The sequence below is a fragment of the Pedobacter psychrophilus genome (assembly GCF_001652725.1).
Classification (GTDB): domain Bacteria; phylum Bacteroidota; class Bacteroidia; order Sphingobacteriales; family Sphingobacteriaceae; genus Pseudopedobacter; species Pseudopedobacter psychrophilus.
Window position 1 is genome coordinate 1 of sequence record NZ_LWHJ01000031.1, and the last position, 19,912, is coordinate 19,912.

General features: G+C 31.5%; 19 protein-coding genes and 1 pseudogene. 11 read left to right on the forward strand and 9 right to left on the reverse strand.

Annotation, left to right across the window (positions count from 1 at the left end):
* The 7 genes and pseudogenes from A5893_RS15240 to A5893_RS15270 all read left to right on the forward strand — a co-directional run.
* Positions 1–343, forward strand: a pseudogene (locus tag A5893_RS15240) (gfo/Idh/MocA family oxidoreductase); the annotation flags it as partial.
* Positions 344–571: 228 nt separating this feature from the next.
* Positions 572–1,120, forward strand: coding sequence for a DUF7010 family protein (locus tag A5893_RS15245; protein WP_068823457.1), 549 nt, complete (start codon positions 572–574; stop codon positions 1,118–1,120).
* Between the two features lie 96 nt (positions 1,121–1,216).
* A complete protein-coding gene (locus tag A5893_RS15250) occupies positions 1,217–1,927 on the forward strand; it encodes a head GIN domain-containing protein (protein ID WP_068823458.1) in 711 nt (236 codons plus the stop codon).
* Between the two features lie 60 nt (positions 1,928–1,987).
* Positions 1,988–2,659: a ribulose-phosphate 3-epimerase gene (rpe, locus tag A5893_RS15255; protein WP_068823459.1), complete on the forward strand. Its 672-nt coding sequence runs from the start codon at positions 1,988–1,990 to the stop codon at positions 2,657–2,659.
* A gap of 13 nt (positions 2,660–2,672) precedes the next feature.
* Positions 2,673–5,096: a TonB-dependent receptor gene (locus tag A5893_RS15260; RefSeq protein ID WP_068823460.1), complete on the forward strand. Its 2,424-nt coding sequence runs from the start codon at positions 2,673–2,675 to the stop codon at positions 5,094–5,096.
* Between the two features lie 132 nt (positions 5,097–5,228).
* Positions 5,229–6,293 carry a 3-phosphoserine/phosphohydroxythreonine transaminase gene (gene serC / locus A5893_RS15265; RefSeq protein ID WP_068823461.1) on the forward strand — a complete coding sequence of 355 codons (1,065 nt, stop codon included), beginning with the start codon at positions 5,229–5,231 and terminating at the stop codon, positions 6,291–6,293.
* 22 nt (positions 6,294–6,315) lie between these two features.
* Entirely contained in the window at positions 6,316–7,263 is a 948-nt protein-coding gene (locus A5893_RS15270; RefSeq protein ID WP_068823462.1) for a D-2-hydroxyacid dehydrogenase, read from the forward strand.
* A gap of 293 nt (positions 7,264–7,556) precedes the next feature.
* Here A5893_RS15270 and A5893_RS15275 read toward each other — a convergent pair whose 3' ends face one another.
* The 4 genes from A5893_RS15275 to A5893_RS15290 form a co-directional block, all read right to left on the reverse strand.
* Positions 7,557–7,988 carry a hypothetical protein gene (locus A5893_RS15275; RefSeq protein WP_068823463.1) on the reverse strand — a complete coding sequence of 144 codons (432 nt, stop codon included), beginning with the start codon at positions 7,986–7,988 and terminating at the stop codon, positions 7,557–7,559.
* A gap of 48 nt (positions 7,989–8,036) precedes the next feature.
* Positions 8,037–8,564 (reverse strand): hypothetical protein, encoded by a 528-nt coding sequence (locus A5893_RS15280; RefSeq protein WP_157687578.1) that lies wholly within the window; start codon positions 8,562–8,564, stop codon positions 8,037–8,039.
* Positions 8,565–8,702: 138 nt separating this feature from the next.
* Entirely contained in the window at positions 8,703–9,437 is a 735-nt protein-coding gene (locus tag A5893_RS15285; protein ID WP_068823465.1) for an SDR family NAD(P)-dependent oxidoreductase, read from the reverse strand.
* 1 nt (position 9,438) lies between these two features.
* The gene (locus A5893_RS15290; RefSeq protein WP_094336735.1) at positions 9,439–11,220 is read right to left on the reverse strand and encodes an aromatic amino acid hydroxylase; all 1,782 of its coding nucleotides are present in this window, start codon (positions 11,218–11,220) and stop codon (positions 9,439–9,441) included.
* Positions 11,221–11,449: 229 nt separating this feature from the next.
* Between A5893_RS15290 and A5893_RS15295 the strand changes: the two genes are divergently transcribed.
* Complete coding sequence (locus tag A5893_RS15295; RefSeq protein ID WP_068823466.1) at positions 11,450–12,697, forward strand: ABC transporter permease; 1,248 nt, start codon at positions 11,450–11,452, stop codon at positions 12,695–12,697.
* On the opposite strand, the gene A5893_RS15300 is transcribed toward A5893_RS15295, so the two are convergent.
* The 5 genes from A5893_RS15300 to A5893_RS15320 form a co-directional block, all read right to left on the reverse strand.
* Positions 12,698–13,066, reverse strand: coding sequence for a hypothetical protein (locus A5893_RS15300; protein ID WP_068823467.1), 369 nt, complete (start codon positions 13,064–13,066; stop codon positions 12,698–12,700).
* A 33-nt stretch (positions 13,067–13,099) separates the two neighbouring features.
* Positions 13,100–14,452 (reverse strand): MATE family efflux transporter, encoded by a 1,353-nt coding sequence (locus A5893_RS15305; RefSeq protein ID WP_068823468.1) that lies wholly within the window; start codon positions 14,450–14,452, stop codon positions 13,100–13,102.
* A gap of 123 nt (positions 14,453–14,575) precedes the next feature.
* The gene (locus A5893_RS15310; RefSeq protein WP_068823469.1) at positions 14,576–15,217 is read right to left on the reverse strand and encodes an AlbA family DNA-binding domain-containing protein; all 642 of its coding nucleotides are present in this window, start codon (positions 15,215–15,217) and stop codon (positions 14,576–14,578) included.
* A gap of 4 nt (positions 15,218–15,221) precedes the next feature.
* Positions 15,222–15,674: a GNAT family N-acetyltransferase gene (locus tag A5893_RS15315; protein WP_068823470.1), complete on the reverse strand. Its 453-nt coding sequence runs from the start codon at positions 15,672–15,674 to the stop codon at positions 15,222–15,224.
* On the reverse strand, positions 15,675–16,160 hold the full coding sequence (locus A5893_RS15320; protein WP_068823471.1) for a YiiD C-terminal domain-containing protein: 486 nt from the start codon (positions 16,158–16,160) through the stop codon (positions 15,675–15,677). It abuts the gene before it with no gap.
* A 264-nt stretch (positions 16,161–16,424) separates the two neighbouring features.
* Here A5893_RS15320 and gatB point away from each other — a divergent pair, with 264 nt between their 5' ends.
* The 3 genes from gatB (at position 16,425) to A5893_RS15335 (ending at position 19,817) form a co-directional block, all read left to right on the forward strand.
* Positions 16,425–17,894 (forward strand): Asp-tRNA(Asn)/Glu-tRNA(Gln) amidotransferase subunit GatB, encoded by a 1,470-nt coding sequence (gene gatB / locus A5893_RS15325; protein ID WP_068823472.1) that lies wholly within the window; start codon positions 16,425–16,427, stop codon positions 17,892–17,894.
* Positions 17,891–19,009, forward strand: a complete 1,119-nt coding sequence (locus tag A5893_RS15330) for a TlpA disulfide reductase family protein (RefSeq protein ID WP_068823722.1) — start codon at positions 17,891–17,893, stop codon at positions 19,007–19,009. Before gatB ends, A5893_RS15330 begins: the two co-directional genes overlap by 4 nt.
* 121 nt (positions 19,010–19,130) lie before the next feature.
* Entirely contained in the window at positions 19,131–19,817 is a 687-nt protein-coding gene (locus A5893_RS15335) for a response regulator transcription factor (RefSeq protein ID WP_068823473.1), read from the forward strand.
* Positions 19,818–19,912 lie beyond the last annotated feature (95 nt).

Consider the following 19,912-nt stretch of genomic DNA (forward strand, 5'->3'; position numbering starts at 1 on the left):
CGCATTTTCTATGGAGGCTTTTACATCCTATGGTGGTAGACGTACAAGGATAATGGGCGCTATGGGAGACATGGTTGGTGATATGACAGAATTGGTTGTAAATGATTTTAGAACCGGAAAAGAGATAAAGTTTTTACCGAAAGCAGAGGATGTTGAAGGATATAAAAACAGTGGTCATGGTGGTGGAGACTGGTTATTAACAAGAGATTTTGTACAAGCAGTTGCGCAACAAAAACCAGAGTTATTAACTTCTAATATTGATGAATCTATTGAAAGTCATGTTATGGGCTTTATGGCAGAAAAAAGTCGTTTAAACGGTAAACTAATGGATGTGAACTTATAATTAAATTCATTCAAAATTATTGGTTTTTTTTAATAAAACTCACAGTTAAAACTAGGGAACAAAAAGTATTTAAATATGGCTATTGAAGGATGAAACATTTGAAAAATTTAATTGTTGGATTTGCCGCTTCATGTATAAATAAATTAAATTTTACACGAATATTTACAAAACTCATTTTATCCAATAAAATGAAGAAGATAACGATATTACATAATTAATAACATCAATATGGATAGTTTAAAAGAATCTCAAAATGATATGAAAATGGGATACGGCTACGGATCAGTCGGGATTTTAATTTCTGGAATTTTCTGGATTTCCTCTAGCTTTGTCTTTAACCTTAAATCTCCTATATATGGTATTTGGACATTGATTATTGGAGGAGTGTTTATTTTTCCTTTATCAATGTTATTCGGGAAAATTTTAGGAATCAAAGGAAACCATAATAAGAAAAACCAACTTGGAAAATTGGCAATGGAAGGCACAATTTGGATGATTATTTGTATTCCTTTAGCTTACGGCTTATCGTTGACAAAAGTAGAATGGTTTTTTCAAGGAATGATGATTATTATTGGTGGAAGATATTTGACTTTCGCAACCATCTATGGAACAAAGCTCTATTGGATTTTGGGTGCAACTCTAATTTTAGCTTCATATATCCTTTTTACTTATAAGATAGACGGTTCTTATTCAGCATTTACTGGAGGTTTAATAGAAGTTTTATTTAGTATTATTCTATTTGTAATTTATAGAAATTCAATAAAAGAATCAGTTTAAAGTTAATTCAAATTCAGACTTTTAGTTATTTAAATTGTAACCATGAAGGCTTATCAAAACATATATTCTATATTTATCACACAACCACAACTCAACATGAAAAAATTAAAATACCTATTATTTTTAACCATAATAATTGCTTTAAGCGCCTGTAGTTCAGATTGTATTAAAGGATCTGGAACTTCTAAAACAGAAGATAGGAGTATTTCTGATTTTAACAAAATCGAATTTGGTGGGAGCATTAAACTTACTGTATATCAGGATGGAAATACATCAATGAATATTACCGCAGACGATAATATCTTAAAAGAAATAAAAACAAATGTGGATGGCGATGTGCTCAAAATAGAAATGAAAGGAAGTTATTGTGATTTGCAACCTATTGAAATTGTAGTTCATACCAAAAAATTAGAAGGAATTGATGCTTCTGGTTCAGCTGAAATTATATCTGCAACGGCCATTAACTCGGATAATTTTGATCTAGAATTGAGTGGAAACTCTAAAGTAAATTTAGATTTAGTGACTGGAAGGTTAAAAACTGAAACGTCTGGTTCTGCAGAGATTAATCTAAAAGGACAAGCGAGAGAGCACATTTTAGAGATGAGCGGCTCTACCCAATTATCTGCTTTTGACTTAATAGTTGGTGATTACAATATAGAATCTTCTGGCTCTTCTAATTGTAAAATAAATGTTTTAAATACTTTAAACGTTAAATCTTCTGGCGCAAGCGATATCCAATATAAAGGAAATCCAAAATCAGTAAATAATGATAAAAGCGGCAGTTCAGATTTGGTTCATATCAATTAAATAACTGATTAGGATTGTGATAATATTTTTATAAGATACCTTATTTATTATCTTTGAAAAATGAAACCGCTGATATCCCCATCTATTCTTTCTGCAAATTTCGCCAATCTTGAGGATGATATTTTAATGATCAATCAAAGTGAAGCGGATATGTTTCATGTTGATGTGATGGACGGTGTTTTTGTACCCAATATTTCTTTTGGTTTCCCGATAATAGCTGCCGTTAAGAATTTCGCTAAGAAGCCTTTAGATGTACATTTAATGATTACCCAACCAGAAAGATTTTTAAAGGAATTTAAAGATGTTGGTGCAAATTCAATAACTGTACATTACGAAGCTTGTCCGCATTTACATCGCACCATTCAGCAAATTAAAGAGTTGGGTTGCAAAGCAAGTGTTGCTGTAAATCCTCATACTCCAGTATTCTTACTTAAAGATATTCTACAAGATTTGGATATGGTTTTAATCATGTCGGTAAACCCAGGTTTTGGTGGACAAAAATTTATTGAACATACTTATACTAAAATTAGGGAACTAAAAAAAATGGCAGATGAAATTAATCCTTCTTTATGGATTGAGGTTGATGGCGGTGTAAGTACGCATAACTCGTTGGCTCTTTTAAAAGCTGGTGCTAATGTTTTAGTTGCAGGAAATGCAATCTTTAGTTCTTCGGATCCAAAGCATACTATCGCAGAGCTTAAGAACATTTCTCCAGATATACTTTCCGCCTAATTAGCAATTCTAAATGTTTAAAAAGCTCTTTTTTATTTTACTTCTCTTTCCTATTCTAAGTAATGCCCAAAATACACATTTGGTTAAAGGGATAATTACTAACGAGCAAAAAGAAGTTTTAGAAGGAGTAAGGATAAAAATTCAAGATAGTAAAACGTTTGCCATCAGTAAAGAAAACGGAGCTTATCAATTTAATTTAAAATCCGGAGAATATATTATAAGTTTCTCTTTATTAGGATATAAAACTGCCAATATACAAGTAAAGGTTAAAGATAGCGATGTGGATTTATCTATCGCTTTATTAAAAGATCTTCAAAGTTTAAAGCAAGTAGTTGTGCAAGATCAACAAAGTAGAAATACAGGGATGATTAGTGTTGATCCTAAGTTTGCTAATTCAAATCCTAATATTTCTCAAAGTTTTGAATCTATTTTAAAACAATTGCCTGGCGTTTCTACCAATAACGAATTGAGCTCTCAATATTCTGTAAGGGGCGGGAATTTTGATGAAAACCTAATTTATATCAATGATGTTGAAATTTACAAACCTTATTTAGTTAGAAACGGACAACAAGAGGGTTTAAGTTTGATAAACCCTGATTTGGTGGGTAATGTGAAATTTTCTGCTGGAGGTTTTACCCCAAAATATGGTGATAAGCTTTCCTCAGTTTTAGATGTGCAATATAAAAATCAAGATTCAGTAAAATATACCGTTGGTTTAGGTACTAATGGAGTTTCGGCAACAGGTTTTTTTAATTATAAGAAATTGTCGGGCGCAATTGGATTTAGAAATAAACAGAACAAGCTGATTTTAAATTCTCAACCTGTAGTTGGTGCTTATAATCCTCAATTTTATGATTTGCAAGGTTTGTTCAATTATCAATTTAGTAAAAACACAAGTCTAAATTTTCTAGCAATTTACAACAGCAGTAAATTTGGATTAATCCCTCAATCAAGGGAAACTTCTTTTGGAACTTTTAATCAACTTTTAAAGTTATCCATAGATTATGAAGGTCAGGAAAAAGACGAGTTTTCAAACCAAGTAGCCGCATTAACATTAAACAGTAGAATAGGGGAGAAAACAAATTTAAAATGGATTAACTCCATGTTTTTGATTACCGAAAAAGAGAATTTTGACATTTTAGGTTCTTATATTTTTAACGAGATTGAAAACGACTTTGGCAACAGCAATTTTGGACAAATTAAAGCAAACCGGGGAATTGGTGCTTATCAAAATTATGGAAGAAATGAACTAAGAGCTGATGTTTACGCAAGTGATCTAAAATTTAATTTCGATACAAAGAAAGGATTTTGGGAAACTGGAATTCGTTTACAGTACGATAAAATTGCTGATATTTTAAAAGAATTTGAATTGATTGATTCTGCTGGATATGCTATACCAAACCAATATCAAAATTTTACTTTATCAAGATCTGTTGATGCATCCAATAGTGTAAATACATTGAGATATAGCGCTTATGTACAAAATACTGGCGATATCAGTCCTAAAATTTCTTATACAGGCGGCGTAAGGTTTAATTACAACGATTATACTGCTGAATTTTTAGCGAGTCCAAGAATTGTCTTTTCTTATAAACCAAACGATCAAAAAGATATTATTTATCGCTTTGCGACAGGCTTATATGCACAACCGCCATTTTACAGGGAAATAAGAAATTTTGATGGGAATTTAAATGTAAATGCAAAATCTCAAAAGTCGTTACATTTTGTGCTTTCGTCTGATTATAATTTTAAAGGTTGGGGAACTGATTTAAGGTTTAGTGCCGAAGCTTATTTTAAAAACCTTTATAATTTAACGCCTTATGATATCGAAAACTTAAAAATTAGATATTATGCCAATCAAAATGCAAAAGGTTATGCTGGCGGTTTAGATTTTAGTTTGAGTGGCGAATTTGTTAAAGATTTAGAATCTTCATTTAGGATTTCGTTTATGAAAACTGCTGAAGACATTCAGGGCGATTCTTACATTCAAAAAAATGAGAATGGATCAACTCAAATTATTTATCCAGGTTATATTAAAAGGCCTACCGATCAAAGGGTCAATTTTTCCGCTTTTTTTCAAGATAAACTATTTAAAAGTCCAACTTATAAGGTCCACATGAATTTATTGTACGGTTCTAAGTTACCAACGGGTCCACCAGCTTCACCTAGATATGCCCAAACCTTTAAAATACCAGCTTATAAACGTTTTGATATTGGTTTTTCTAAAGATATTTTAGATCCTGAGAGTACTCATAAACCTAAACTTTTAAATAAATATTTTAAATCGATAATTATTTATGCGGAGATTTTTAATGCCCTAAATATCGATAATACGGTTTCTTATCTTTGGGTTACAGACGTAAACAACTTGCAATTTGCTATCCCTAATTATTTAACATCACGTCAATTGAATGTCCGTTTGATTACTAAATTTTAAAATAAATTAGTTATCCGCAATGTTTATCATAAATTTGAACATTATAAAATTGACAAGAAAATCATCAAAAACAAATTATAAATCAGGTTTTTGCATCGATAAAAAATAAAAACAACCCCAAACTAAATAAATATGAAACATAATTTTGGCGCAGGTCCATGTATCTTACCTCAAGAAGTATTTAAACAAGCATCTTATGGAGTTTTAGATTTTAACGATACAGGTTTGTCCATCTTGGAAATCTCTCACAGAGCTCCCGAATTTGTTGCAGTAATGGATGAAGCCATTGCTTTGGTTAAAGAATTATTGAACGTTCCTGCCGGATATTCAGTAATATTTTTACAAGGCGGCGCAAGTTTACAATTTGCTATGCTAGCTTATAATTTATTACCAGAAGGAAAAAAAGCGAGTTATATAAATACAGGCGTTTGGTCTACCAAAGCAATTGAAGAAGCCAGGTTATTTGGCGAGATAGATGTAATTGCATCTTCTAAGGATAAAAACTTTTCTTATATCCCTAAAGATTATACCGTTGCTGCCGATAGTACTTATTTACACTTCACATCAAACAATACTATTTTTGGTACAGAGTTCCATACATTTCCTGATGCAAAAAATCATTTAGTTTGCGATATGTCTTCTGATATTTTTAGTAAGGAAATAAATGTAGCAGATTTTGATTTGATTTACGCCGGAGCTCAAAAAAACATTGGTCCAGCTGGTGCAACATTAGTAATTGTTAAAGACGAGATTTTAGGAAAAACAGGAAGAGCAATTCCTTCAATGTTAGATTATCAGAAACAAATTTCTGCTGAATCTATGTACAATACACCTCCAGTATTTTCTGTTTATGTATCCATGTTAAATTTAAGATGGTTAAAAGCGAAAGGTGGCGTTGACGCAATTGAGAAAGAAAACATCGCGAAAGCAAAATCATTATATACAGAGATTGACAGAAACCCATTATTTAAAGGGACAACCGCAGTTGAGGATAGATCTATGATGAGTGTTTGTTTTGTAATGGAAAATCCAGAATTAGAAAAACCATTTTTAAAATATGCAGAAGAAAAAGGTTGTATCGGCATAAAAGGACATAGAAGCGTAGGGGGTTTTAGAGCCTCTTTATATAATGCTTTGCCAATTACAAGTGTTCACGTTTTGGTGGAAGCCATGCAAGAATTTCAAGAAAAAAACTAAATAACCAAACCAAATAAAAATAATGAGAATTTTAGCAAACGACGGAATAGACCCAATTGGAAAAAAACTTTTGGAGGAAGCCGGAATTGAAGTTGATACCAATCACATTCCACAAGATCAATTGGCTGCAAAGCTGAATGATTATGATGGGATTACCGTAAGAAGTGCCACTAAGGTTAGGAAAGATTTGATCGATGCTTGCCCTAATCTGAAAATTATTGGTAGAGGAGGAGTAGGGATGGATAATATTGATGTTGAATATGCGAAAAGTAAAGGTATTGCTGTAGAAAATACACCTGCATCATCTTCTCAGTCTGTTGCCGAATTGGTTTTTACACATTTGTTTAATGGGGTAAGGTTTGTTTATGATGCCAATAGAAAAATGCCTTCTTTAGGCGACACTCAATTTAATCAGTTAAAGAAAGAATATGCAAAAGGCATTGAGTTAAAAGGAAAGAAAATTGGCATTATAGGTTTCGGCCGAATTGGTAAAGAAACAGCGAAGCTAGCTTTAGGGCTTGGTATGGATGTTTTAACTTTTGATTTATATGATATTCCTGCTACTTTAAAACTAGAACTTTCTGGAGGTATCACAGTAGATGTTCCAATAACAAAAGTTAGTAAAGACGATTTATTAGCCCAATCAGACTTTATTAGCTTACATATTCCTTTTACCGAAAAACCAGTTTTAGGCAAAGAAGAATTTGAAAAAGTTAAACCAGGAGTAGGAATTGTAAATTGCTCTAGAGGTGGTACAATTGATGAGGATGCCTTAATAGAAGCTTTAAATAGCGGAAAGGTTGCATTTGCAGGATTGGATGTTTTTGATAACGAACCAACTCCAAGAAAAGACCTTTTAAATCATCCAAAAGTTTCTTTAACTCCACATATTGGTGCATCTACAAATGAAGCCCAGGAAAGAATAGGAGTTGAATTGGCTAATTTGATTATTGGAAATTTAAAGAATTAATTTCTAAATTTCAATAAAATGCCACAATAAGTTTCTTGCTTATTGTGGCATTTTGCTTTTAGTAGGTATTCGGCTTTCGATTTTTCTCTGTTTTCCGTCATTTCGACGATAGGAGAAATCTCACAAGAAAAGCCTCAAAATATATTTCAAAACTGTTATGAGATGTTTTACTTCTCCGCAGTATTTTCAATAAATAACGAATCATTTTCTGTTAAATATAAAAATTCTTGCAAAACGTGAAAATGAACTTACAACAAAACTCGCAATTGCGAGAAACGGCTGTTATGCGACGACTATTTGCTAACTTTTACTAAGCCAAGTTTTATATAACCTGTTTCCATATTCATTTCCAAAAATAAAATCCCCTCATTGTATGAGTATTTTAACTCATCTTTTTTTCCCTCATTGTCAATCATTACAATTTTTTTATTTGATTTGTCAACTTCAAAACTTCCAATGACGGTTTCGCCTATTGCTGGGAAATCATTAATAAATTTTCCATTACTCTCAAAAGTATATGTAACTGAAAAGATTATAATTTCGGACATTTGTTTGAAACTTTCGGCTTCGTCTTTTCTGGTGGGATTTTTATAAATTATAAAATCTTTGGTTTTATTGTAATATGCAATTTCATCTTCATATGAAAAAACTTTCCATTTTCCAATAAAATCTTGTGAATAACTTTTGAGACTCAGAAGTAATATTATAAGCAAAATTCCTTTCATAGTGCGGGTTTTAGCAGTTGCATTACTTATAAATTAAAGCTGTAATTTTTATTTACTAGGCACAAACTCACTCTTTAAATTAAAATCTTCCCTTTTAAAAGTTCCTGGAGTAGCGTGATCTCCCTCTTTAAAATTAAAATGTACAAACTTAACACCTGGAATTTCTGTGAAAGAATAAGTAGTTTCTGCCATAAATATTTCTGAACCCATATTTCCACTTTGCTGCGTTAAATAAGTTGCATCAGGGATATTTACGTAAACAGTATCATTACTTTGATTTTGAGATGCGATATGTATTTCAGGATATTTTCTATTGATAGCTTCAGCTACATTATTGATGTCTAGATCCTCACTTTTAACCATATCGCTTTTTTGCATACTTATTTTTTGAGAAGTAGAATCTAATTCTGCCGCCCATGGCACATCTGCAATTTGAGCTGGTTTTTCTTTTACAGAATAGTGCATTACATTGCTGCTATCGATTTCATTGTCAGTTTGTTTATTATCGCTGTTGCAAGCAGAAAACATTAACGCTAATAAAGTTATCGTTAGAAAATATTTGATGTTCTGTTTCATAATTATCTATAATTTAAAATATTATTTTTTTACGCCCGTCATGTCTACAAAGGAGACATCCCACTTGCAAAGTTGCCATTTCACAATTGATTACCTACACATGAAACCTCTCGTTCCTCGAGGTAACGGATGGAATAATTATGGTGTACTCATTGCCACTGGTAAAATTTTCCCATTAAAAAATCGATGACCATTTAAAGCAAAATCAGCTAAATATTTTCCCATTTCAAATGCTTGTACTGGAGATTGATAACCAGGAAAAGCTTTTTCTAACATTTCTGTTTGTGCAGAACCTAAAGCCAAGCAGTTTACACTTATTTTATCATCAACTAATTCTTGTGCTAAGCATTCGGTTAAATTATGAAGCGCCGCTTTACTTGCAGAATAAGCAGCAAGTCCAACAAATTTTGAACTTCCCTGAAAACCACCCATAGAACCTACATTTACAATGTGCGAGTTAACTTGAAGCTGTGGAATTAAAGCCTGTATCATCCTAAAATGACTTAGAAAATTGCTTTGAAACATATCAGCCATATCCAATTCTGTCAGTTCTTTAAACGGTTTATTTAAAAGTGTTCCTGCATTGTTAATCAATATGTTAAAAGTTCCAAATTGTTGTTTTACAAAAGCTTTTAGAATCTCTTCATCATCATTTAAAATATCAAAAACTACAGGGTAAAGCTTCGCATCGGGATTTAAACTTTTAACTATTTTATTTAAGTTTTGCAGCTTTTCTTTTGTGCGGGCAATGGCAATTACTTCATGACCTTTAACTGCCAAGTCTATAGCCGCTTCAAAACCTATTCCGCTGCTTGCGCCGGTAATTATAATTTTTTTAAATTCTATTATTTCATCTAAAGAAGTTGTCTGCATTTTATTCTTTTATGGTAAGTTGTATTACAGGATTATCAATCAATTTAATACCGTCTTCAATCAATTTTTTCAGCTCTTGATAGTTAGAGGCTTTCATTTCCAAATATATCTTAATGTCTTTTTGTAATGAAATATTTATTTGATGCTGATTTAAGATTTCTAACAATTCTATACAGCAAAGCCAATCTTCACGATGATTTTTTTTAAGTTCATTAAATATCCTTTCCACATTTTCAATACCGTTTTCAGTTAAACGTATTAATTTTGTTTCTTGATAAAGTTGCTGTAATTCTAGCTGTTTTTTAGAATAATCTACTTTTTTAGTTTGTGTTTTAGAAACATGTGCTATCTCTTCAAAAGCATCCTTATCTGCTGCACCACAAAAAACAGAGACTATTTTTTCTCCTACTGCCATATCATAAACTCCAAATTCTGGTTTAAAAAGAATTTGATTTTCTTTGGTAGTAACAGTACAATTATCGAAACTAATCAGTAATAATTTATCATTTTTAAAAAGAAGAGATTTCACTTTTCCACTAACGCTAATTCCACTTTCAAATTCGATATTAGTATCGTTTCCTTTCAGAATATTATATTTTTCTAAATCCTTTTCACCGAAATTCTCTAAACATTTGTCTTCATTTTTAAGCTTTCCAACAGGAGAGCTAAATCCATCTTTATGAAAATCTTTTCCATGATTTTGCAATTGTTTATTGTCATGGCTTAAAGCCGATGTTCCAGTAGTTTTAATAAAATGTAATTCATCATTTTTACTCATTCCAATATCAGTAAAAACACCACTTATTTGTAAACCAGAAGAATAAACGGCTGTACAGGTTTTTTTGCATTCAATTGCTTTTAACACACTTTCGGTACCGCCTTTTCTAAACGCCATCGTATCGGCGAAAGCCTCTAAAACATCTATTAAATTTTGAAAATTTGGAGTTACAAAAAGTTGAGGTTGTGTTTTAGTAATATCATAAGAATAATTTATCGTATCAAAATTATACCATAATTTTTTCACATCCTTTTGCATACAGCTAGCGCTTTCTCCAATAGATGAAAGTAAACCAGCACCATAAATTTTTGGGTCTTCTAAGGTTCCAATTAATCCATATTCTACCGTATACCAATGCAGCCGACTTAGTAATGCCATTTCAGATGGGTCGCCTAAATTCTCTTGACAAAAATTAACTTTCTGCTCTGCTTTTTTAATATCAGCAGGATGGGCGTTTATATCTTCTTTTAAAATGGAAAGTTTTCTTATTGCTTCATAAAGTTGGTAATCTTTTGAAGAAAACATCGCTTTGGCACCAATAGAGCCGAAATAACTTAAGTAATTGTTATAAGCTTCATCGGCTATAATAGGAGCGTGGCCAGCCGATTCATGGATTATATCTGGTGCTGGCGTATAAGCAATGTGATTAATTTGTCTGATATCGGCAGCAATAACTAAAACTTGATAAGCCTGAAATTCCATAAATGCAACAGGTGGAATAAAGCCATCAACTGTTACAGCTCCCCAACCAATTTTCCCTAAATTATCATTCATGGTTTGCAAATCGGGAATATTTTCAATGCTTAAACCTGCTCTTGCTAAACCCTTTATATAAGGATAATAGGCCACATTTTTTAAATAGCTATAATTTTGACGCATAACATATCGCCAAACAGCATGGTTTATGGAAGTGTAGTTCTCATAATTTTGATCTACAATATATTGCCTTAAATGATTGGGAAGTTTTTTTACTTTAGAATTATTGAAATCATCTATTGCTATCATACAGCTTTTTTCAAATTGGTCTTAACTACAAACTTAACAATTTACAAAATTATTTATTGTTTTTAGTGCCTAAGGTTTTTTGATATGCTTAATGTAGAGTGATTTAAAATTTATTATTTGTTTTCATTTGATTGATAGCATTATTATTTTAATTAATTATTAATAAATTTCAAACTAATTTCATTTAAACTTGTAACTTTCTTTGCTTGCAAATGTCTTATAATCAACTATGCTATTTCTAAAACTATTTAAAGAAAGTTTCATTTTCGCTTTTGATGCGTTAAGGCAAAATAGAACCCGTACATTTTTATCGTTGTTAGGTATCACTATCGGTATATTTACAATTATTACCGTTTTTGCTGCAGTTGATACTTTTAGGGGGAACCTACAAACCAGCGTTGATAAATTAGGAAGCAAAACAATTTATATACAAAAATGGCCATGGGGAGGATTTGGTGATTATCCCTGGTGGAAATATATGCAACGTCCAAATGCCAATCTTAGAGATTATGAAGCCTTAAAAGGTAGGATTACAACAGCAGAAGGAATTTGTTTTCAGGTTGGTTTATCAAACAGGACCTTGAAATATAAAAGTAATAGTATTGAAGGAGCAAGGGTTTCTGCTGTATCACATGATTATGATAAAACATGGAATTTTGATTTATCAGAAGGAAGATATTATACAGATAACGAATCTAATAGCGGAGCACCCGTTTGTATAATAGGTGCTGATATTGCTGAAGGACTTTTTCCAAACCAAACGGCTACAGGGAAAGATATAAAAGTATTGGGAAGAAAAGTTCAGGTAATTGGTGTTTTTGCAAGAGAAGGGGAAGATTTATTAGGAGTATCTTCTGACAATACATTGCTTTTGCCACTTAATTTTGCCAGAAATTTAGTGGATGTAGAAAGTGATAGATATGGTCCACAAATCACGGTTAGGGGTAAAGACCAATATTCTGTAGAAGATGTAGAAAGTGAATTAAGAGGTTTAATGCGATCTATTAGAAGTATTAGACCAGCTGACGATGATAATTTTGCATTAAATAAGACTACAATACTTTCCGGACAATTAGATCAATTATTTGGTATCGTTAATATTGCAGGTTGGATTATAGGAGGTTTTTCAATTTTAGTGGGTGGCTTCGGTATTGCAAACATCATGTTTGTATCTGTTAAAGAAAGAACAAACATTATAGGAATTCAAAAATCTTTAGGAGCTAAAAACTATTTTATATTGATGCAATTCCTTTTTGAAGCTATCGCTTTATGCTTGATAGGTGGCTTAATTGGTTTAGGTATAGTTTATTTAGCAACATTGGTTGCCACTTATGGTTTCGACGTTAAAATTGTATTAGATAGAGGAAACATCATTAGAGGAATAAGTATTTCAGTAATAATTGGTGTAATTTCTGGATTTTGGCCAGCATTTTCTGCGGCGAGATTAGATCCTGTTGAAGCGATTAGATCTAAATAATTACAACTGCTCAACTACTCTTTTGTAGATAAATTCTACAAGACGTTTGTTTATTTCTTGCTGATTAGAAAGATAAAAATCTAATTCGTTAGAAGTAAACAAACCTTTAATCATCCCAATTAAATCTTTCTTAAACGGTATATCTTTTTTTAAAGTTTGATAAAACAATTCTATTTTAATGGTTTCATCACGGTTTGAAAATCCCTTATATTTATTTTCTAAAAAATGGATTGAGGTTTGAACCAATACATCGTTTTGTAGTTTAAGTACTTGTCTTAAAACTTCTTGAAACTGTTCTAAAGGTTGTGGGATTTCTCCAAATGTAATTCCAGGTCTTAATTTTTGGATTTCTTGATCTCTATTTGTCATTGCAAAAAGAACGAATTCGATACCAGTTTGTTTTTAAGATTGAATTGCCAATTTATTCATCATGTTTCTAAACCTAAAATAAAGCAAAGTCGCTGATGCAGTTAACGCTATAGAAAGTGCTATCCAAATCCCTTGTGGACCCATTTTAAAACTGAAACCTAAAACATAACCTAAAGGCAAACCAATTACCCAATAAGCTATTAATGTAATAATTGTAGGGATTTTAACATCAGATAAACCTCTTAAAATTCCAGCTCCAATAACTTGTATTCCATCAGATAGTTGAAAAATGGCTGCCAAAATTAATAATTGAGAAGCGATAGCTATTACTTCTTCATTTTTAATGTAAAGCCAAGGCAATAAACGATTGCAAGTCAGAAATATAATGGCGGTTATTAGCATGTAACCAATAACCAAATGATAAGAGCTAATGGCAGAAAGTTTAAGCTCTTTAAAATCTTTTTTACCTAACGCATTTCCTGCTTTAATAGTTGCTGCAGCTGCAATACCACTTGCACCCATATATGTAAACGCTGCTAAATTGATTGCGATTTGATGTGCTGCAAGTTCTTTTGCGCCAATCCATCCCACCATAATCGCTGCTCCAGAAAAAGCACCAACCTCGAAAAAATATTGCATCGCAATGGGGAAACCCAATTTAGTAATGGCTTTGATTTTCGTCCAATCTGGAAGATGCACTTTAAAATCACTTAAATAATCAGAGAATAGTGAAGATTTAATTACATAAAACCACATGGCAATTGCCATAAAAATCCTTGAAATTAACGTACCAATCCCTGCTCCAAATAATCCATAAGCAGGAAATCCCCACCAACCATAAATTAGTATAAAATTAAATAGAATGTTTAAAGCATTACCACCGATAGAAATGTACATGGCTTGTTTGGTGTAACCTAAACCTTCTGCAAATTGCCTAAAAATTTGAAAAATCATTAAAGGAACAATAGAAGCTGCAATTACTAAAAGATAATCTTTTGCAGCAATCTCTACTTCTAAGGGTTGCGATAGTACATGTAAATATTGAGCAATTAAAGCCACTATTCCAAAAAGCGCTAAACCGCTTATTAAACTTATAATTACTCCTTGTTCTAGATAAAATCCACATATTTTTTTGTTTCCTTTACCGCTTTCTTGTGCAACTATTGGAGTAATTCCTTGAGAAATGCCAATTCCACTTACTAAAAATATACTTAAAATACTATTTCCTAAAGCACAGGCTGCCAATGGTATGGTTCCTAACTGACCAACCATCACAGTATCTCCAACGGCAGTTAACATGTGCCCTAATTGCGATATTACAACCGGATATGCTAGTATGAAATTACTCTTGTAAAAAGGTTTGTACTTATAGAAGGACTTGAACATTTCGTTTAAAATGAACGGCGAAATTAAGAAATTAAACGTTAAGCATGTATTTCTTAAATCAACAAATAAACTAATCTTAAAATCTGTGAAATCTCCTTAATCTGTGAAATCACGAAAACCTTGTTAAGCTGAAGTATAAAATTCTTCTTTCTCAGTAGTATGTACCCTAATCATGCCAGCCAACACTAATTTTACCAAAATTTTAGAAGCTCTTCTTTTCGATAAATTTAGCATATCACAATATTGCATTAAGGTAATTCTATCGTTTTTTTCTAAATATTCTAACAGTGCTTTTTCTTTAGACCCATATTCAATCAATACGCCAATGTCTTTATGTTCACGTTTTAAAACATCTAAAACAATTTTGCTTGCCAAAACACTTTTATCTTTTACCCTAATATAAGCCCACCATTTTTCATCTTCTCCTAATGCAAAATGAGGTTTTTGGTCGCTTTCTACAATATCAACAACCACAATAATTTTATCATCAATATAAATTTCTTCAAATGTAGGTTCTAATAAAGGTTTTGAAAAAAATGTCGCTGCCTTATCTATCATGTAACGTTCTTCGTCTTCAGATTTTACACCGCTGATTTTACCATCATCGGCAACGCCTATAAAGAGTTTACCACCTTTATTATTTGCAAACGAAACCATTGTTTTCGCTATTTTATGACAGGAAGTGATTGTTTTTTTAAAATCGAGATTAACACCTTCACCTTCTAAAATCATCATTTTAACCTGAGAAATCTTTAATTTATTCATAGCCTTATGTTTCCCAACTCCTATATTTCTCTAAAAATCTATCTGGTTTATTTAATGGCTCAAATCCAAATTTCTGATACAATTGATGTGCATCGGCGGTAGCTAAAAGAAACCTTCTAATTCCATCAAAATCTTTATAATTAATGATTGTTTGGAGTAACCATTTTGATAATCCTAATCCTCTGTATTCTTTATCTATAAAAACATCTGCTAAATAGGCAAATGTGCTTTTATCACTTATCACTCTTGCAAAACCTATTTGCTTTTCCTTAAAATAAACTCCAAAACAAATTGATTCATTGATTGATGTTTCAAAATTTTTTCTTGGTAGTCCTTTTGCCCAATAAGATTTTTGTGTTAAAAAATTATAGATATAATCTAAATTCAATAAGGATTTATCAGTATCAATTTTGTAGCCTTTTCTTAAATAAACAGCCTCGTTAATAATTGTTTTCATTTAATATGCTACTTTATTTTGTTCTCCTTGATACCGATTTCTAACGTAAACTTCATTACTTACCAAAGCGCAGAGTTCTCCTTTTTTATTAAATATTTCTATTGGGTAAGCCTTAATAAATTTCTCGCCAGCTTTTAAGGTCTTTAGAGCTTCTTCTATTTCATCGGGTTGAATGGATATTTTAAAATATAAATCTCCGTGTCCTGGTTTTAAGTATTGTATGGAAGCACTTTTTAGCCAAACCCTGGTTTTAAAACCATGTAACCTTAAAATTTGATCAAATAAAAGTGCATAAAATGGGTCAGAAGCACTAAATATGGTACCACCAAAAATCGATTTATTGTAATTAATATTCAACAGACTCTTATTGATCTTAACCTCAACGCTAGTAAAATCCTCAGCAAATTTTTTGACCCAAATCCTTTGAAAAAACAAAGGGGGATAAAATCTCATCATCCATTTTAATGTGTTTGCGCTAACTTTCATAGGGTGATAAATATCTTAAATATTTTGATAAACCATCATCAAATCTATTGGCTAAGTTTATTTTTGAATATATTGAATGTGTTTTATTACGTAAAATATATTTTTAAGACTAATTAATTTTAAATGAGTTGAAAAAACCGATATTAAAAGAATTATAATTTAACAATTTGATAATATTTTGTTTTGTTTAATTAATTGTAAGTAATTCGTTTATATTTGAAAATTGCAATAAAATATGCCTATAAATAAAAAAATTATCAATTAATGAAGCTTAATTTAAAAGAATTTGAACAATACGAAGCAGTTATTGGTTTAGAAGTTCATGTTCAATTATCTACAAATTCTAAAGCGTTTTGTTCTGATTCTGCAAGTTTTGGAAGCCAACCAAATCAAGATATAAGTACTGTTTCTTTGGGTTTGCCAGGGGCGTTACCTGTATGTAATGAAAAAATAATTGCTTTTGCAACAAAATTAGGACTGGCTATAAATTGTGAAATTAATCAATATAATTTTTTTGATAGAAAAAACTATTTCTACGCCGATTTACCTAAAGGTTATCAAATTACTCAAGATAACCGTCCTATTTGTGTTGGGGGCAAATTGAAGATAAGATTAGACAATGGAGTGGAAAAAGATATTATCCTTAACCGAATTCATATTGAAGAAGATGCGGGAAAAAGTAACCATGATTTAGATGCTGCTTATTCTTTCATAGATTTAAATAGGGCAGGAGTGCCTTTATTAGAGGTTGTAACTGAGCCAATGATTGCTTCTGGTGAAGAAGCCGCAGCTTATTTATCAGAATTGAGAAAATTAGTTCGCTATTTGGATATTTGTGATGGCAACATGGAAGAAGGAAGTATGCGTTGCGATGCAAACATTTCTATTCGATTAAAGGGCGATACAAAGTTGGGTAATCGTTGTGAGGTAAAAAATCTAAATTCGATAAAGAATGTTCAGAAGGCGATTGAACATGAAATAGACCGACAAATCAGGTTAGTAATTAAAGGAGAAACCATCTCACAAAATACCTTAAATTTCGATGCTGTAACTGGGAAAACATCTCCATTACGTTCTAAAGAAATGGCTAATGATTATCGTTATTTCCCTGAGCCAGATTTATTGCCCATTGTTATTTCTGATGAATTTTTAGAAAAAGTAAAAACAGAATTGCCCGCATTGCCTGAGGAATTATATCAAAAATTCGTTTCTGAAATGGGTCTATCAGCTTATGATGCTTTGGTTTTAACTGCTGAAAAAGAAACTGCCAATTATTTTATAGCGATTACAGAGTACACAAAAGCTTATAAAACCGCATCAAATTGGATAATGGGGCCAATCAAATCTTACCTGAATGAAAAGCAAATCAGTTTTACAGATTTTTTAGTTCCTTCAAAACAAATAGCCGAAATCATCAATTTACTAGCTGATAAAAGTATAAATCACCATCAGGCAAAAGATAAATTATTTAATAGCTTGATTGAAAATCCTTCATTAAAAGTTGCTGATTTGATGCAAAATTTAGGTTTAGGAGACCATCATCATCAAGACGAGCTTTCAGGATTTATCACAACGGCGTTAAATAAATATCCTGACAAGGTGAAAGAATACCATAATGGCAAAAAAGGAGTTCTTGGTTTGTTTATGGGCGAAGTAATGAAATTATCTCATGGCAAATGCGACCCGAAGAAAACAAATCAATTAATAATTCAAAAAATAGAAAGTTTAAAATGAGGAAGATTGTTTTATCGGTAATTTTTTTAGCAACAGTTTTATCTGCTTGTAATAATAAAAAGGAATTTACCATAAATGGCGAGGTTAAGAATGTTGGGGATGTAAAAAAAATATATCTTTTATTGGCTGATAGTTTGGGGCAAATGGTGCCAAAAGATTCTACTTTTTTTAATGAAAATCAGAAATTTACTCTAAAATCTATTAGCGAAGAGCCTGAATTTTTTCAGTTAATTATTGGCCAACGTTCTTATTTTGGAATAGCAAAAAATGGAGACGAAATTGAGTTTAAAGCAGATTTAACCAATCAGGCTAGCAATTATGAAATTAAAGGAACCGATGAAGCTGATAAATTAACTGAGTACAATAAAATAACAAACGATTACAGCATTAAGACTGGACATCTTGCTGAGGAATACAGTAAAAAAATCACTCAAGATCAGGATAAAAAAGATGAAATTATAGCAGAATTTAATGCTAAATCACAAGAATTAAATCAACCATTTTTGGCGCAATCCTATCAATTTATACAAGACAACAAAAGCGCATTAACCTCATTTTTTGCTGCAAATATAATGGCGGGAATGAATGCGCCAGAATATGAAAACAAATTGATTGAGTATAGTAAAGTAGCAAAAAAGGAATTTCCTAAAAATAAAGCAGTTAATGCTTTCTATAAACAAATGGAAGCGGCTAGTAGAGTTGCAATTGGTCAACAAGCACCAGAAATCACAGCTTTAACACCAGATGGTAAGTCTATAAGTCTATCTGGTTTTAAAGGAAAATATGTATTGGTAGATTTTTGGGCTTCGTGGTGTGCACCATGCAGACGTGAAAATCCAAATATTGTAAGAGAATATCAAAAGTTTAAGGATAAAAACTTTACCATTTTTGGATTTTCATTAGATACTGATCCAAAGGAATGGCAAAGAGCAATAAAAGATGATGGTTTAGTTTGGGATCAAGTATCTGAACTAAAACAGTGGGAAGCCGAAACTGCAAGATTATATAATATTGAGGCCATACCTTCTTCTTTTTTGATTGATCCTACTGGGAAAATTGTCGCAAAAAATTTAAAAGGAGAAGAGTTAAATACCTTTTTATCTAAGAATCTGTAAATCAGTCTAAAATACTTTATATTTAAGAAATTGTTAAGAATTTGTAAACCTTAACAATTTCTTAATGTTATATTAATCGTTTGATACTATCAATCGTATAATTTAGTACCAAAATAAATATATGAGCAGCAATAAGCCTAAGATTTTAATAGTTGATGATGAGCCAGATATTTTGGACTTAATTGAATATAATTTAAATAAAGAAGGATATCAGGTTTATACAGCAAGTAATGGAAGGGAAGCTGTAATAGAGGCTAAAAAAGTTATCCCAGATTTAATTATTCTGGATATCATGATGCCTAAAATGGATGGGATTGAAGCTTGTAGAGTGATGAGGGCAATGCCTGAATTTAAAAATACTTTCATGGTTTTTTTAACAGCAAGGAGCGAGGAATATTCTGAAATTGCTGGATTTAATGTGGGAGCTGATGATTATATCGCAAAACCTATCAAACCTAGAGCACTAATTAGTCGCATAAATGCTATTTTAAGAAGAAACGTACAAGCCGAAGAAGAGGTAGACAATAAGATAGAGATTGGAGATTTAGTAATCGATAGGGAATCTTTTCTGGTTTATCAAAATGGAAATAAAATCGTTTTAGCTAAAAAAGAATTTGAATTATTATTTCTGTTAGCTTCTAAACCCGGTAAAGTTTACACGAGAGAAGCCATATTAAGTAATATTTGGGAAGATTCTGTGGTGGTAACCAACCGAACCATTGATGTTCATATTAGAAAATTGAGAGAGAAATTAGGAGATACTTACGTAACCACAGTAAAAGGTGTAGGTTATAAATTTGATTCTTAATAACCACATTTTCTTATCAATAAAGAATTAGTAACCACTTAGTCAAGTGGTTATTTTTTTTGTTGAAATTTTAAAAATTTACTTTAGGGCTAATT